This window comes from Larsenimonas rhizosphaerae (genome assembly GCF_023700005.1).
Taxonomy (GTDB): Bacteria; Pseudomonadota; Gammaproteobacteria; order Pseudomonadales; family Halomonadaceae; genus Larsenimonas; species Larsenimonas rhizosphaerae.
The window spans coordinates 1205273-1220486 of sequence record NZ_JAMLJK010000001.1; the positions used below are offsets into that span (position 1 = coordinate 1205273).

Annotated in this window: 11 protein-coding genes; 5 read left to right on the forward strand and 6 right to left on the reverse strand. The window is 59.4% G+C overall.

Annotated elements, in window-relative coordinates; genetic code table 11:
* Both NAT21_RS05415 and NAT21_RS05420 read right to left on the reverse strand, forming a co-directional pair.
* Complete coding sequence (locus NAT21_RS05415) at nucleotides 1-966, reverse strand: phosphate acetyltransferase (RefSeq protein ID WP_250936345.1); 966 nt, start codon at nucleotides 964-966, stop codon at nucleotides 1-3.
* Complete coding sequence (locus NAT21_RS05420; RefSeq protein ID WP_250936346.1) at nucleotides 959-3217, reverse strand: DUF3141 domain-containing protein; 2259 nt, start codon at nucleotides 3215-3217, stop codon at nucleotides 959-961. The genes NAT21_RS05415 and NAT21_RS05420 overlap by 8 nt, the downstream gene beginning before the upstream one ends.
* Nucleotides 3218-3529: 312 nt before the next feature.
* On the opposite strand from NAT21_RS05420, the gene NAT21_RS05425 reads away from it, so the two are divergent.
* The 3 genes from NAT21_RS05425 to NAT21_RS05435 all read left to right on the forward strand — a co-directional run bounded on the left by NAT21_RS05425 (nucleotide 3530) and on the right by NAT21_RS05435 (nucleotide 6537).
* A complete protein-coding gene (locus tag NAT21_RS05425) occupies nucleotides 3530-5167 on the forward strand; it encodes an OpgD/OpgG family glucan biosynthesis protein (RefSeq protein ID WP_250936347.1) in 1638 nt (545 codons plus the stop codon).
* Nucleotides 5168-5333: 166 nt separating this feature from the next.
* Entirely contained in the window at nucleotides 5334-5903 is a 570-nt protein-coding gene (locus tag NAT21_RS05430; protein ID WP_250936348.1) for a histidine phosphatase family protein, read from the forward strand.
* A gap of 76 nt (nucleotides 5904-5979) precedes the next feature.
* Nucleotides 5980-6537: a DUF1415 domain-containing protein gene (locus tag NAT21_RS05435; RefSeq protein WP_250936349.1), complete on the forward strand. Its 558-nt coding sequence runs from the start codon at nucleotides 5980-5982 to the stop codon at nucleotides 6535-6537.
* On the opposite strand, the gene NAT21_RS05440 is transcribed toward NAT21_RS05435, so the two are convergent.
* The 4 genes from NAT21_RS05440 to fucP all read right to left on the reverse strand — a co-directional run bounded on the left by NAT21_RS05440 (nucleotide 6534) and on the right by fucP (nucleotide 10831).
* Nucleotides 6534-6749 carry a hypothetical protein gene (locus tag NAT21_RS05440; RefSeq protein ID WP_250936350.1) on the reverse strand — a complete coding sequence of 72 codons (216 nt, stop codon included), beginning with the start codon at nucleotides 6747-6749 and terminating at the stop codon, nucleotides 6534-6536. The genes NAT21_RS05435 and NAT21_RS05440 overlap by 4 nt on opposite strands.
* A gap of 211 nt (nucleotides 6750-6960) precedes the next feature.
* Nucleotides 6961-7830 carry an aldo/keto reductase gene (locus NAT21_RS05445; RefSeq protein WP_250936351.1) on the reverse strand — a complete coding sequence of 290 codons (870 nt, stop codon included), beginning with the start codon at nucleotides 7828-7830 and terminating at the stop codon, nucleotides 6961-6963.
* A gap of 433 nt (nucleotides 7831-8263) precedes the next feature.
* Nucleotides 8264-9307, reverse strand: coding sequence for a 23S rRNA pseudouridine(2604) synthase RluF (gene rluF, locus NAT21_RS05450; protein WP_250936352.1), 1044 nt, complete (start codon nucleotides 9305-9307; stop codon nucleotides 8264-8266).
* Nucleotides 9308-9529: 222 nt separating this feature from the next.
* Nucleotides 9530-10831 (reverse strand): L-fucose:H+ symporter permease, encoded by a 1302-nt coding sequence (gene fucP, locus NAT21_RS05455; protein ID WP_250936353.1) that lies wholly within the window; start codon nucleotides 10829-10831, stop codon nucleotides 9530-9532.
* 282 nt (nucleotides 10832-11113) lie between these two features.
* Between fucP and recC the strand changes: the two genes are divergently transcribed.
* On the forward strand, nucleotides 11114-14566 hold the full coding sequence (recC, locus tag NAT21_RS05460; protein ID WP_250936354.1) for an exodeoxyribonuclease V subunit gamma: 3453 nt from the start codon (nucleotides 11114-11116) through the stop codon (nucleotides 14564-14566).
* Between the two features lie 41 nt (nucleotides 14567-14607).
* Nucleotides 14608-15195 (forward strand): UbiX family flavin prenyltransferase, encoded by a 588-nt coding sequence (locus NAT21_RS05465; RefSeq protein WP_250936355.1) that lies wholly within the window; start codon nucleotides 14608-14610, stop codon nucleotides 15193-15195.
* The last annotated feature ends 19 nt before the right edge of the window (nucleotides 15196-15214 follow it).

Consider the following 15214-nt stretch of genomic DNA (forward strand, 5'->3'; position numbering starts at 1 on the left):
TCAGCTCCTTATCGGATGTGTCTGCCGCAGGTGGTGTGCATACAGGCTGGCGGTGGCGCAGGAGGCCAGCCGTGTCTTGTGACTGTCGGCGCGACTGGTCAGGATGATCGGCACTCTGGCGCCCAGCACGATACCGGCGGCATCGGCACCTGACAGAAAGGTCAGGTTCTTGGCCAGCATATTGCCGGCTTCCAGCGTCGGGACGACCAGAATCTGTGCCTGCCCGGCGACCTGGGAGACGATTCCCTTGATGCGCGCCGCTGCCGGGCTGATGGCGTTGTCCAGCGCGAGCGGGCCATCCAGCATGCCCCCGGTAATCTGCCCTCTGTCTGCCATCTTGCACAGGGCCGCCGCTTCAATGGTGCCCGGGATTTTGGGGGTAATGGTTTCAAGCGCTGATAAAATAGCGACGCGCGGTGTGCCCAGTCCCAGGCCCAGGTGCAGATCAATGGCATTTTGAATGATGTCCGCGCGCGTCAGCAGATCGGGTTCGATATTGATGGCCGCGTCAGTAATGAACAGTGGCCTGGGATAGCGAGGCACATCCATGATGAAGACGTGGCTGATGCGCCGTTCGCTGCGTAGACCGGTCTCCCTGTCGATCACCGCGTGCATCAGTTCATCGGTATGCAGGCTGCCCTTCATCAACAGCTCTGCCTCGCCGGCACGAACAAGGGCTACGGCTTCTTGAGCGGCCGCGTGGCTGTGAGGCACATCGATGATCTGAAGCCCATCGGTTGAGCGGCCCAGTGTCTGAGCGGCGGCATTAATGCGTGCCCGGGGCCCAACCAGTATCGGGTGAATGAGCTGTTGCTCGAAGGCATCCAGCGCCCCCGACAGGGAGGCTGCGTCGCAGGGATGGGCCACGGCGCAGCGTAACGGCACATGACGGCCCGCTGCCGTAATCAGTTGTTCATAGTGGTACTGAGGGTCGCTGCGTGGCGCATCGTTCAGGCCGTCAATCATGAGATGACTCCGTGGTGGCGGAATGGTCGTCAGTGCGAGAGGGGGCGGTAAAAAGTCGCCTGATGCGCTCAAGGCGGTGACTTTCCTGCTTATCAAGAGGCGTGCCGGCGGTCAGGATGGTCGTCAGGTGGGCCAGATCCTTTTTGCGCTGCGCCGCTGACAGCCGAACCAGCGGCCTGGCCAGCGCCGTAATGGCTTCATCCGGCACGACGGTCAGCAGGTGTGCCTGACATCGTATTCGCTGTTTCAGGTCGGCCAGGGAGGCACCACCGGATGGGTGAGCTGCATTCAGCGCCTTGAGTGCGTTGAAATGGCGCTCATCGATGGCCGGGGCGGCCGAGAAGACGTACAGCATGGCGCGCACGACCAGATCAAGATGATCAACGTGATATAGCCGCTGCGTAATTTCTCCGGCGTGCAGCGGGACAAACTCATCCGGCGGCGGTTCACAGGCCGGCAGGGGGCGAACCGGTGACGCGTCGGGATCCACTCCTACCAGTCGTTGCAGCCAATGCTGGCCGTAGAGGGCCATGAACATTGCTTCGCGCAGCCTGTCACGCTGGTCTCGCCACTGATTGAGGGCCGTGACGATATGTGCTGCGGTGGCGGTTTCCATGGCGAGAAAGAGGTTGTCGGAAGACACTGGATGCCGGTCAGTGCGCACATGATCCGCGGCGCTCTTGATCAGTGGCGCAGCAGGGTGATGATCCGAGCAGGCGGTAAAGCCCAGCCTCAGCGGGTGGCATTGACGAAGGGCATCAGCCACGGGTGGGGTAACCATGGCGCGCCAGTAGGGCTGGGCCCAGACCGTATAGGCCTGATGAGTCAGTCGTGACAGGCCGTCGACCGTCGCAAAGCGGCGATCATCCTCCTCCCTGTGATCAATACGGGCGCTCAGTTCATCGAAGGTTCTCGGAACCGTGGTGAACAGGGTGGTTCCTTCCACCCATTGAGGGTTGGCCGTGTCGGGGGCGCTGTCCTGCACGCTGGCTTCATACAGCCCGGGGGGCAGAACATCATACAGCCCGGGGGGCAGAACATCGATGAAGTCCACGTTGCTGGTGAATTCGGTATGCTGGCGACGTGACACGTCGCCGGAGACGAAGATGCCCAAATGCCCGGTGTGATCATGGACGCAGTACAGTACTGTCTGATCATTGTCCCGCAGGGCATCCTCATCACTGTACAGGTCCGTCAGCCAGCCCAGTGCCTGCGGGGGTGGGGTGATATCGTCTCCCTCGGAGCAGAAGACGATGACCGGGGAGCGCACATGTCTCAGATCCACGGTGCGCCCGTCCCGAAAGGTGATGCGGTTATCGGTCAGACGGTTGCCCATGAAAAGGTTGTCAACGATGTATTCCATCTCTTCTCGCGTACTGAAGACATGGCCACCCCACCAGCGCTCGAAATTCAGATATCGGGGCACTTCCGTATCCACCCGGGCGTAAAGGGCATACTGCTTTTGCCACCATGTATTGGCCGGGTTAAGGCTTTCGAAATTGGAGACCAGCCAGGCGCCATCAAACAATCCGCCTCCGAGGTCGCCCAGCCAGGTAGTGATCCAGCTGCCACCGGTCAGACCGGCGGTATACCGCATCGGCGAGCCGCCTCGGTGTCCGGCCCAGTAGGACAGGGGAGTACCGGCAATCAGTATCGGGCCGACATCCTCCGGAGCGAGAGCCGCCGCCATCATCAGCTGCCAGCCGGCCTGGCAGTTACCGATGACCATGGGGCGGCTGTCTGCCTCCGGGTGGCTGGCACGGACATGGCTGATGAACTGACTCAGTGCATCGACAACGTCCTCGATGGTCTGTCCATGCTCGGGGTAACGTAGAAAACTTACAAAGTAGCAGGGGTGGCCTGCGCTCATGGCCACGCCCAGTTCACTGTCGGCCTTGAATCCGCCAATGCCCGGCCCGTGGCCGGCTCGAGGATCAATGATGATAAAGGGGCGTTTTGCATCATCAATCCGAACGCCCTCGGGGGGATGTACCCGCATCAATCGGTAGTTGACCGGTCGAGGAAGCGTACGCCCATCGAGCAGCAGGTCGGTGGCGTAAATCAGTAAATTGGGCGCGGGGTCATGGGTATGCGCCAGATACTGGTTGCTGCGCTGGCGCTGGGCATCAAGATATAGCCAGGAGCGCTCGACAGCGTCCAGGCTGTAGGCCATGCCTTGCTGAAAGGCATCAATCGGGGCTGTCCAGAGGCGAAAGCCAGCGGTCAGGGCAGGGAATAGCGCGGAAAACATGGCGGTTGTCCCATAAAGGCGGTCGGAGCGATATGGCATCCTGCATGATAGATAAAGCTTTTATCATGTTGCATTGCAGTATAAATAAAGTATAGGCCATTGCGGCCATGTGCCAGTTAAAACAACGTTAATGCCCTTTGACGCGATTGATGGTTTCATAACAGGGATCAACAAATTATTACCCGAAAGCCCGCCTCGGCCGGGAACACGGTCTGTTGATCCCGGTCAGTGTCAGACAGTAGTGGTTTTTGTGTGCCGACGGGCCTTCACGGGTTCACTATTGATTATCAGTTCAGGGAGTAAAAAGGGTTCATGGAAAGACGTTCATTATTAAAGGCCTCAATGGCACTGGCGGCACTGGGCCTCCCCCCATTACCGGCCTTTGCCGCCAAAAACGAAGGCGCGACCAGTACCGACGCCAGCAGTAGCCATTTTGATTTCAAATGGCTTCGACAGCATGCCAAATCCATGTCAGGCCAGGCATTCAAGCCGACGACGGAAACCCTGCCGGAAAGCCTGACGCTGGAAAAGCTGCGCCCGCTGGATTATCAGAAAATTACCTACAAGCCCTCTCATGCGCTGTGGGCCGATGATCCCAAGGCCGATATACGCCTGCAGTTTTTCCATGTAGGCATGCAGTTCAATCAACCGGTACGCATGTATTCCGTTGATCGGGATACAGGCCAGTCACATGAGATCCACTTCAGCCCGGAACTCTACGACTATTCAAAAGTCGGTATCGATCCGAAGACGCTTGAAGGCAATGACCTGGGGTTTGCAGGTTTTCGAGTCACCAAGAAACCGCGCTGGGCGGATAATCAGGACATCGTGTCCTTTCTGGGGGCAAGCTATTTCCGGGCGATTGACAAGAACAACCAGTACGGTCTGTCGGCGCGTGGTCTGGCCATCAATACGGCCGCCGATGGCGGGGCACCGGAGGAATTCCCATCCTTCACCCATTTCTGGTTTATCCATCCGGAACCCAATACCACCCGCTTTGTAGCCTATGCGCTGCTGGATTCGCCGAGTACGACCGGGGCGTTTCGATTTGATATCGATTGTCAGGACGAGCAGGTCGTGATGGGCGTGCAGAGCTATATCTATCCGCGCAAGCCCATTGCTCGCATGGGCATCGCGCCGATGACCAGCATGTACCTGACCGGAACCAGTCAGAAAAAGGCCCGCGATACCATTCATCCCCAGATTCATGATTCAGACCGCCTAAGCATGTGGCGCGGGAATGGGGAATGGGTCTGCCGCCCGTTGTATAACCCCAAGACGGTTCAGTACAACGCCTATCCTGACGAGAACCCGCGAGGATTCGGGCTGCTTCAGACCGATCATGACTTCGAAAACTACATGGACAACCAGGCCTGGTACAGTCGCCGGCCCAGCCTGTGGATCGAGCCGACCAGTCAGTGGGGCAAGGGGGCCATCAATCTGATCGAACTGCCCACGGTCGGTGAAACCGTCGACAACATCGTGGCCTTCTGGGTGCCGGAAGAGAAGGTGCAGCCGGGGGAAACGATGTCGTTCTCCTATACCCTGTACTGGAGTCCGCTGCCGCCGGTATCACCGTCTCTGGCCCATGTCGACAAGACATGGACCGGAATGGGGAACGTGCTGGAAGGCTGGATCCCCGGTGACAAGTCGCCCGAGCATTATGCTCGTCGCTTTGCGGTGGACTTCAAGGGCGGGAATATCATGGACCTGCCGAAGGATGCCGACATCGAGGTGGTGGTCTCAGCCTCACGTGGTGCACTGAGCCATCAGCAGGTCCTGCGTTTTGATGACGTCAAGGCCTACCGGGCGATCTTTGACTGGACGCCGGAGAGTGAGGATACCAGCGCGGTAACCTTCCGAATGTACCTGCGTCACAAGGACAAGCCACTGAGCGAGACCTGGCTTTATCAGTGGGTACCGCCAAAGCCGGAAGAACGCTTTTATTAAAGGAACAACAGGGCGGCCTGCGGGCCGCTTTTTTGTGATTACATTTTTTAACATTGTTTCAGAAGATCGGCTCGCGCGCCGATAGTTCAGGAGACTGAAGTACGCTACACTCGCCGCGCCCTATAGGGCTCGATCCATTATCCAGTAACTTCCGGGTGCGCCCAGCATGAGCCTTTTACCACGACCCTTTGTCTTTGTGCGTCACGGTGAGACGTTTTATAACCGTGCCCGGATCATCGCCGGCCGCTTTGATGTTCCCTTGACGCCGGATGGCGAACAACAGGCCATCAATGCGCGGGACTGGCTGGATGAGGACTGGTCCTATATTGCCGTCAGTGACATGTTTCGTGCTCGCAAGACGGCGATGCTGGCAGTACCAAACGGCAGGTTCCACTACTTTCATGGATTGCGCGAGCGCAACTGGGGAACGCTGGAAGGGCAGGCATATCGTCATCCAATGCCCTATGTCGATACGCCCGAAGGGGGCGAGTCATGGGATGGCTTTCGCCATCGCGTGCTTGATGTGATCAACACCGTACTGGATCAGTACGAGCGTCCCCTGTTCGTGGCGCACTCAGGAGTCTTCCGCGTGATTCGCGATGCGGCCATCGGCACCCATGAAGGGCCGCGAGTCAACAATGTAAGCCCCGTGGAATGTCTGCCCCCGGGCAGAGGTCAAGCACGCTGGGAACTCCGTCCTCTGGCCGAGAATGCCTTTGCCGACATGACCGAATGACCGGCCTGTATCATGGCTGGTCATATTGATTATTACCGGGCAGCCCCTGTATTTGCCCGCCTTGTTCAGGATACCCATGCACGACGCATCCCATGATACCCCAGCGATCGCTGATACCGCCCGCTGGCTTGAACAGGTCGTGATCGGCCATAACCTTTGCCCTTTCGCGCAGCGTGAGTGGGTTCGCAAGTCAGTGCGTCTGGTTAGTGCCGAGGCTTCGCCGCCGGAATCGCTGATCATGCACATGCTGGATGAATGTGCCTGGCTTGATGAACATCCCGATACCGAAACCACGCTGATGGTGCTGGAACAGGGCGCCGAGGACTTCGAAAGCTACCTGTTTCTGGTTGAAGCCGCCGAGCATACCGTGGCTGCCCGGGGGTACGAAGGAATCTATCAGGTGGCCAGTTTTCATCCGGAATACTGTTTTGCCGGAGAGCCACCGGGTGATGCGTCCAACTATACCAACCGCTCACCGTGGCCATTACTGCATTTATTGCGAGAGGACAGCCTGGAGCGTGCGCTGGCACAGTGGGAATCACCGGACGACATCTACCAGCGCAATATTGCCTACACCCGTGAGAAGGGAGCCGCCTTCTGGCAGGCGCTCATGGCTGGCTGCCGTAGCCGCTAGCGGCGGCCCGGACGAATGATGTTGATGGCCGGCGCGTAGCCGTGACGTTGATAGTAGGCCTGACGCTGGCGCCACTCTTCGAGCCGTCTTTTACGCATGATGTCGTAAAAGCCGCTGAAGCGATCAGTCTGGTTGTAGTCATGATCGTTATAGGCATCGCCGGAGGAAGGCTCGGTGATGGGCATGAGGCTGTTGCTGGATAAGCGTGTCATAACGTATTCCCTGTCTTGAAGTGGACCGTATGCCTCTGGCGGGCGATGTGCTCGGTCCGGCCGGTCAGTGGTGCATAGCGTGCCTCCTCTTCACGCCTGATGCTGTGCGGTAACGCGTTGACACGCTACCGACGCGCACTGCGGCAAAGTGTTACGTTTCTTCAAGTGCTGACGGCCTGAAAGGACCGGTCCTGATAACAGGACGGCGGGCCTATATCAGATCCAGTGGCACTTTCTGTTTTGGCGCCGGAAAGGCTTCATCCAGCAGGGCAAGCTCGTGGTCGGTCAGCACCATCGTCATCGCGTCGGCATTGTCATCGATATGTTCGATACTGGTGGCCTTGGGGATGGCCAGCGTTGTGTGGTGCCCCTGATACGGGCGAATGGCCCAGGCCAGCAGGATCTGTTCGACCGATGCATTGCGGTGTGCAGCAATGTCTGTCAGTACCGAATCACGGTGCAGTGACTGATGGCTTTTTCCCATGTGTTGCGCCAGCGGGCTGTACGCCATCAACGGCATCTCCCAGCGGGCCATGGAAGGCCTGAGTGAGAACTCGATACCGCGTGAGGCCAGGTGGTACAGCACCTGATTGGTCACGCACTCGCGACCGAGTTGAGTACCGCGCAGCTCCTTCATGTCGCCGATGTCCAGATTGGACACTCCAAAATAGCGGATCTTTCCCTCGTCACGCAGATGGCCAAAGCTTTCCATGACGGCTTCAAGCGGATAGGCGCCCCGCCAGTGAAGCAGATACAGGTCAATGACGTCGGTCTGCAGCCGTCTGAGGCTGCGCTCACAGGCACTGACAATGTTGTTGTGACCGGTATTGCCGGGAAGCATCTTGGTCACTAGAAAGGCATCGTCGCGGCGCTGCTTCAGCGCTTCGCCCACTACTTCCTCCGATCCGCCATTACCGTACATTTCGGCTGTATCAATCACCTTCAGTCCGCGGTCGAGCCCGTGAATCAGTGCATCGACTTCATCGCGGCGTGCCTTTCGGCCTTCACCCAGATGCCAGGTACCCTGGCCGATGGCGGGAAGCAACGTGCCGTCCGGGAGACGAACGTGGGGAATGTCCATGGGCGATCCTGAGGTTGTTGAATAAAACAGGGCTCGTGATAACGAGTGCTGAACGCACTATCGGCATCTCGAGGACTAAATGCAATTCATGATGCCCTGGGCAGGAAGGGCTGATGGCCGGGAGTACATGTCGCAGCCGGCCGGCGCTGTGCTACAGTTTCCGCCCCTGTCGGTGCCAGCATCGGCAGGGGCGGACACGCATACCAACACCAAACAAGAAGTGCTCATGACTACACACCTTTTTCATGGCGCTGGACCCGATGGCACCGGTGTATTACATCGCCTTTATTGGCGCGCTGGGCATGATGATCGGGGCGCTGGTCATGCGCCAGACGCGTCGCGTGGCGACAACGGCCACTGTCTGACGGTCCCACCGGGCCACTTTTAATAAAAAAACCCGCCTTGGCGGGTTTTTTTATGGGGTTGCTGGCGCTCAGCGACGTCTGGTCGGTTTTCCGGCCGGCTTCGCCGGTCCTTTTCGGCTGCCTTTGGCAGAAGGTCTGGCACCTCCCGCCGATTTGGTGCCGGTTCCAGCCGGTTTGCTGCCTTTCCGGGCAGGTTTGCCATTCGCGGGGGCCGGCTTGCCGCGAGACGATGGTTTCCCCCCTGCGGACGTGGCGGCTTTTCTGGAGGAGGGCTTGCGTCCGGTAGACGTTGCACCACGCGCCTCCTTGTGACGCGCCTTGCCGGAGGCAGCATTCTTGGCCTTGCCCGCGGAATGCCCGGATGACTTCCTGCGTCCGGGCGGGGCCTGGGAGGAGGAATCCTCAACGGCTGCCAGGAGCTGCTCAAGCTCTTTTTGAGTAAAGTCCCGCCATTCGCCTACCGGCAGCCCTTTCAGAGTCATGTGCATGATACGCACGCGCTCAAGCTTTTGAACCTCGTAGCCAAAGTACTCGCACATGCGTCGGATCTGGCGGTTCAGGCCCTGAATCAGCGTGATGCGAAACACGGTGGGCGCTTCCTTCGAGACCGGGCACTTTTTGGTACGCGTGCCGAGAATCGGTACGCCCTCGCTCATGCCCCGGATGAAGTCATCGGTTATCGGCTTGTTGACGGTAACCAGATACTCCTTCTCATGGTCATTGCCCGCTCGCAGCACCTTGTTGACCAGATCCCCGTTACTGGTCAGAAAGATCAGTCCCTGGGACTCCTTGTCCAGCCTGCCGATGGGAAAGATGCGAGCGCCATGCTGTACGAAGTCGACAACATTATGGCGCTCCGAGCTCTCCGTGGTACTGACGATACCGACCGGCTTGTTCAGGGCTATCAGAACAAAATCGTCCGGGTCCGGAGGATCAATCAGCTGACCATTCACCTTCACCGTATCGCCTGGCGCTACCTGATCGCCAATGCCGGCACGCTTGCCGTTGATATAGACATTGCCCTGTTCGATGAAGCGGTCGGCATCCCGGCGAGAGCAGATACCGCTTTCCCGGATGTACTTGTTCAGACGGGTCGTGGAAGGGTTCACCATGAATAACCGTATTGATAAGTGCTGAAAGAAAATGCCCCGCGCCCGGCCTCGAAAGGCGGTGTGCCAGTCTGACAGGCTTGCAGGAAGGCCATTGTAGAGGAAAGACATTGGGGCGCGTCGAGAAAAAATCACCCGTGAAGCCAGGATGTGGCGCACAGGGTGATATTCAGGCATTAAAAACCCCGCCGTAGCGGGGTCAGGATCGTGTGATCAGTATCTGGATCACTTCACCGGAGTGACTACCTTCGAGCCCTTGAAGCCGTAGAAGGCGATGAAGAGGTAGCACAGCAGTGGCAGTAAAAAGGCAACCTGCAGGCCAAGGCTGTCTGCCAGGGTTCCCTGAATGACCGGCAGCAGCGCTCCACCCACAATCGCCATGATCAGCAGGCTGGAGGCCTTGCCGGTCAGCGGCCCGAGCCTGGCAATACCCAGAGTGAAGATGGTCGGGAACATGATCGAGTTGAAAAGACCAATGGCCACAATGGCGTACATGGCAACATGGCCGGTAGTGGCCACTGTCGTGCCCAGCAGTGCGGCAGCAATCAGCGCAGCCAGGCCCAGCATCAGCTCCGGCCGGATGGAGCGCATCAATACCGAACCAATGAAACGTCCGATCATCGCGCCACCCCAGTAGAAAGTGACCATATGCGCGGCGCTGGCTTCCGTCATGTTGCCGATGCTCGGCATCGCCAGGTAATTGACCATGAAGCTGCCGATGGATACTTCGGCACCGACATACAGAAACAGCGCGATAACGCCCAGTTTCACGTGGCGATGACGCAGGGCATCCTTGAAGGTATAGCTGCCGGTATCGCTTTCACCGGAGGCCTGATCCTTGAAGTGAGGCAGCTTCCAGAAAAAGATGATCGCTGAAAGTACGACCAGTACCGCGGCCAGTACGATATAAGGTACCTGAACGCTCTGGGCCTGACTGATCTTGTAGGCAGTTGCCTGTGCATCGGTCATCTGGGCAATCTGTTCGGCACCCAGCACGGCGCCGGACAGGATGACGGCGCCACCAATCAGCGGAGCAACCGTCGTGCCCAGAGAGTTGAAGGCCTGTGCCAGATTCAGCCGGCTGGAAGAGGAGTGCTCCGGGCCCAGCAGCGTGACATACGGGTTGGCTGAAACCTGCAGCATGGTCACGCCGGTTGCCAGTACAAACAGTGCCAGCAGGAACAGGGCGTAGGACGGGGCCATGGCTGCCGGTACGAACATGATTGCCCCCAGACCGGCGATCAGCAGGCCAAGGCTGATGCTGTTTTTATAGCCGATGCGGGTCAGGATCTTGGCGGCCGGCATCGACATGATGAAATAGGCACCAAAGAAGGTGAACTGAATCAGCATCGACTGGGTATAGTTCAGCGAGAAGACGGCCTTCAGGTGCGGGATCAGAATGTCATTCAGACAGGTGATGAATCCCCACATGAAAAAGACCGTGGTAACGACCGCCAACGGCCCGTTCTGGGTACGGGTAGCAGCATTCCCGGAAGGGGCTGCCTGAGAGCTTGCATGGGTTGCCATTGAATTCTATCTCTGGAGCCGACGCGTACGATGGACCGTCATGGCCACTGCGTCAGGTGTAACGAGTGTTGAAAATGACGTGTTCAGACGGGAAAAGGGGCCGCTGACACGATTTAGCGACGGCGACCTTACCATGTGCATGTCCGACATAGGATGTGCTGAAGGTGATATTTAGACTATCGTCGAATAGATCAGTAGACGTTGATTTATGTAGGCCGGTGCAGCGGTACCTTCGCCCGGTGTTTGATGGCAGGATATCGGTTCACTGGAAAGGGGACCTGCATGTTTACGGTGGTACACGCCAATCACGTTGAAGACCTCAGGGACCTTGCGTTGTCGCTGGTCGCCAGGCAGCCTCTGCCGCCGCTGGACGACGAAACCTTTATCGTTCAGTCCAACGGCATGGCCCAATGGCTGAAGCTGGGACTGGCCGACGCACTGGGCGTGGCTGCCTCGACGGATTTTCCCATGCCGTCCTCCTTTGCCTGGCGGGCCTACCGCGCCGTGCTGGGTGATGATATCCCCGACCAGTCTCCCTTTGACAAGCCGGCGCTGACCTGGCGGATCATGCGGCTGTTGCCTGCGTATCTTGAGGTTCCGGCCTTTGCTCCCCTGCGCCATTACCTGAAGGGAGAGCGCTATCCCCACCGGGATGTCATGGCCCGCAAGCAGTATCAGCTGGCGGCTCAGCTGGCCGACCTGTTTGACCAGTATCTGGTGTATCGTCCCGGGTGGATGGCCGCCTGGGCGGCCAACGAGACCCTCCCGGCAGACATGACCGAGGAGGAGCAGTGGCAACCGGCACTGTGGCGTGCGCTGATGGAGGATGCGCCGGAGGCGCTTCGCGACCAGCACCGTGCCGCACTTCATACCCGGTTCATTGCCCGGGCCGCTACCCTTGAACGGATACCGGATGGCCTGCCGGCGAGGGTGTTTGTCTTTGGGGTGTCTTCGCTGCCGCGTCAGGTGCTGGAGGTACTTCATGCACTCTCGGGGGTGATGGAGGTGGTGCTGTTGATGACCAATCCCTGTCGCTTTTACTGGGGCGACGTGATTGCCGATCGGGACGTGTTGCGGCGCGAGTTCAAGGCGCGCCGTCACCAGAACAAGCCAGGCCTTGCCGACCTGGCACCTGAAGCACTTCATCTGCATGCCAACCCGCTACTGGCCAGCTGGGGGACCCAGGGACGTGACTTTCTGGTATCGCTGTATGACTTTGAAACCCACAACCCCTTTTCGATCGAAGAGGATGTGTTCCGTGACCGGATCGAGGCAGGGTCTTTAGCACACGCGCCACTGCTTCATCAGCTTCAGCAGGATGTTCTGGACCTCGTCCACCCGAGTGAGCATGTACAGGCCGGGCAGAAGCGCACGGTAGCGCAGGATGATGACTCCATCAGTCTGATCGTTACCCACTCCCCTCTTCGGGAGGTGGAAGTGTTGCGAGACCGGCTGCTGGCGGCCTTCGAAGCGCAGCCGGACCTGATGCCGCGGGATATTATCGTCATGGTGCCGGACATCAACGCCTATGCACCCTTTATCAAGGCCGTGTTTGGGCAGATCAGCCCTGATCAGCGCGATTATATTCCCTATACCATTGCCGACCAGCAGGCCAGTCAGGCTGATCCACTGCTGATGCTGGTATTATCGCTGTTGCAGTTGCCGGATCAGCGCCTTGGGGTGTCCAGATTGCTGGACTGGCTGGATGTGCCTGCCTTCAGGCGCCGGGTGCGTATCGAAGAAAGCGAGTTGCCGCTGCTGCGACGCTGGCTGGAGCAAAGCGGTGTGCGGTGGGGGCTTAATGGCGCACATCGCGAACGGCTGGGGCTGCCGGGACTTGCAGAAAACACCTGGGCGTTTGGATTGAAGCGCATGCTGCTGGGGTATGCCAGTGGTGAAGGCGAGGCCTTCAACGGTATCGAGCCCTACGCAGACGTTGCCGGCATCGATGCGGCGCTGGCCGGCCGGCTGGCGATGCTGCTGGACCGGCTTGACGCTCTGGCCACGCGACTAATGACGTCTCGTGCGCCTGCCGACTGGCAGCGCGTGCTGGATGACGTACTGGCCACGCTGCTGGCTCCGGAAACACCGGGGGAGTGGATGATTGTCGAACGGGTGCAGCAGGCCGTCACGCGCTGGTGCGACGAATGCCGATGCGCCGGGTTTGACGACCCCCTGCCGGCAGTGGTGGTGCATGATGCACTGGCAAGCAGCCTGGATGAAGGCGGGCTGGCCCAGCGCTTTCTCGCCGGGAAGGTCAACTTTGCCACCCTGATGCCGATGCGGGCGATCCCGTTTCGGGAAGTGGTACTGCTGGGCATGAATGATGGTGACTACCCACGTTCCCGGCTGCCTCAGGACTTTGACATGATGGCGCGGCGGCCGCTGGCCGGTGACCGCTCAAGACGTGACGATGACCGCTACCTGTTTCTTGAAGCGCTGCTGTCGGCCCGGGACCGCCTGACCCTGTCCTGGGTGGGGCACGATCAGCGCGACAACAGCGAGCGCACGCCGTCGGTACTGATCAACGAATTGATGGATACGCTGCGTATCGGCTGGTGCGCCTGGCAGGGCGGGGCAGTGGTGGATCAGTTAACCACCTGTCACCCGCTGCAGCCCTTTTCAAGGCGCTATTTTGATCCTGCCGACCCGCTCTGGACCTACGATCAGCAGTGGGCGCGGATACATCGCCCCCACGCCCCCGCTTCATCAGGGGGGCTGGCAGCCGGCATGCCGGAGGCCCGGCTGCGGATGGAGGATCTGGAGCGGCTGATGCGTCAGCCCATGGGCGTCTGCGTACAGCAGCGTCTGGGGATCGGCTTTCAGGCACCCTCGGTGCCGGAGGAGGACCGCGAGCCCTTTGGCCTGAATGGCCTTGACGTACACCAGATCAAGCAGTCGCTGCTTGACAGTGCCGAGCAGGGCGAGGCACTGGCAACCAGCATGGCCCGATGGGTACGCCGTGGCGAATTGCCGGCGGAAGGATTCGGAGACCGGTGGGCACAGACGCTGCTGGCACCGGTGGAGCAGCAGTGGGCGCACTGGTGTGGGGTGATGGAGTCGCTGACGCTCACCGGCGACGTGGTGCTCAACGAGTGCCTGACCGTGGGCGGCATCGCCCTGACCCTGCGGGACCGGCGGGATGATATCCGACAGGACCCTGACGGACGACGTTGGTTGTGGCAGCTGGCAGCCGGTCATTACAGCCATTTCCGTCACCACCGGGATGGCCGTCTGGATCGTTACGGCAAGGCGCATCGACTGTATTCCGGCTGGCTTTGGCAGCAGTGGCTGGCTGCCAGCGGCGAATCGGTGCATCTGGGGGTTCTGTTTGAAGACCGGGCCCTGACGCTGCCCCCGCCGACACTGGCCGTCGCCCGTGAGCGCTGCCAGACGCTGATGACCCAGTGGCTGGCGGCATGGCAGTCGCCTCTGCCCACGGCCAGCGAGCTGGCGCTGCTTTGGTGGTCACGTCAGCCTGTCGGCGATGATGCTTCATCAAGTGATGAGGCGCGCTGGGCACTGCATGAGCAGCTGACTACCCTTTACGAGGAGGGGGTCTTCAATGGCCTGCTCGGGCTGCGTCAGCGTCAGCCCGCCATGGGAGAGCTCTGGCCTTCCATGAACCACCTGCTTGAGGCAGGTTTCGAGCACGCAACACGGGCACTTTATGGTGATTTCTGGTCTGACCTGTCAACACGGGTCGAACAGTCACCGCTTGACCCTTCTTCATAATCCGGCTGTCGCGTTCAGTGCGGCAGATCAGGGAGAGCTGCATGAGTAGTACATCACGTCCGACGCGCTTGATTGTCGGTATTTCCGGTGCCTCAGGCGCTATTTATGGCGTACGTCTGCTTGAACTTTTACGCCCGACGCCCATTGAAACCCATCTGGTCATGACGCCGTCGGCAGAGGTTACCCTGGCTCATGAAACCGATTATCGGGCACAGGAAGTCAGGGCGCTGGCAGATGTCTGTTATTCGAGCAAGGACATCGGGGCGTCCATTTCCAGCGGGTCCTTCAGGACACTGGGAATGGTGGTTGCCCCGTGTTCGGTGCGGTCCATGTCGGATATGGCCACCGGGTCCACCTCGACGCTGTTGACCCGGGCCGCGGATGTGGTGATGAAGGAGCAGCGTCGTCTGGTGCTGATGGTGCGCGAGACGCCACTGCATCGAAATCACCTGCGTAACATGACTTCGCTGGCCGAAATGGGCGTCATCATTGCCCCACCGGTGCCGGCGTTTTATGCCCGTCCCGACAGTCTGATGGCCATGGTGGACCACAGTCTGGGCCGGGTGCTGGATCTGTTTGATATTGATCTCGGCGTTGTGTCGCGCTGGAAGGATGACTCGGCGCCATGACGGCCGCCGAGAACTTGAT

What these genes read in the sequence shown, in the direction of transcription:
- NAT21_RS05415 (WP_250936345.1), bottom strand. Translation starts at nt 966, where the DNA reads ATGATTGACGGCCTGAACGATGCGCCACGCAGCGACCCTCAGTACCAC.
- NAT21_RS05420 (WP_250936346.1), bottom strand. Translation starts at nt 3,217, where the DNA reads ATGTTTTCCGCGCTATTCCCTGCCCTGACCGCTGGCTTTCGCCTCTGG.
- NAT21_RS05425 (WP_250936347.1), top strand. Translation starts at nt 3,530, where the DNA reads ATGGAAAGACGTTCATTATTAAAGGCCTCAATGGCACTGGCGGCACTG.
- NAT21_RS05430 (WP_250936348.1), top strand. Translation starts at nt 5,334, where the DNA reads ATGAGCCTTTTACCACGACCCTTTGTCTTTGTGCGTCACGGTGAGACG.
- NAT21_RS05435 (WP_250936349.1), top strand. Translation starts at nt 5,980, where the DNA reads ATGCACGACGCATCCCATGATACCCCAGCGATCGCTGATACCGCCCGC.
- NAT21_RS05440 (WP_250936350.1), bottom strand. Translation starts at nt 6,749, where the DNA reads ATGACACGCTTATCCAGCAACAGCCTCATGCCCATCACCGAGCCTTCC.
- NAT21_RS05445 (WP_250936351.1), bottom strand. Translation starts at nt 7,830, where the DNA reads ATGGACATTCCCCACGTTCGTCTCCCGGACGGCACGTTGCTTCCCGCC.
- rluF (WP_250936352.1), bottom strand. Translation starts at nt 9,307, where the DNA reads ATGGTGAACCCTTCCACGACCCGTCTGAACAAGTACATCCGGGAAAGC.
- fucP (WP_250936353.1), bottom strand. Translation starts at nt 10,831, where the DNA reads ATGGCAACCCATGCAAGCTCTCAGGCAGCCCCTTCCGGGAATGCTGCT.
- recC (WP_250936354.1), top strand. Translation starts at nt 11,114, where the DNA reads ATGTTTACGGTGGTACACGCCAATCACGTTGAAGACCTCAGGGACCTT.
- NAT21_RS05465 (WP_250936355.1), top strand. Translation starts at nt 14,608, where the DNA reads ATGAGTAGTACATCACGTCCGACGCGCTTGATTGTCGGTATTTCCGGT.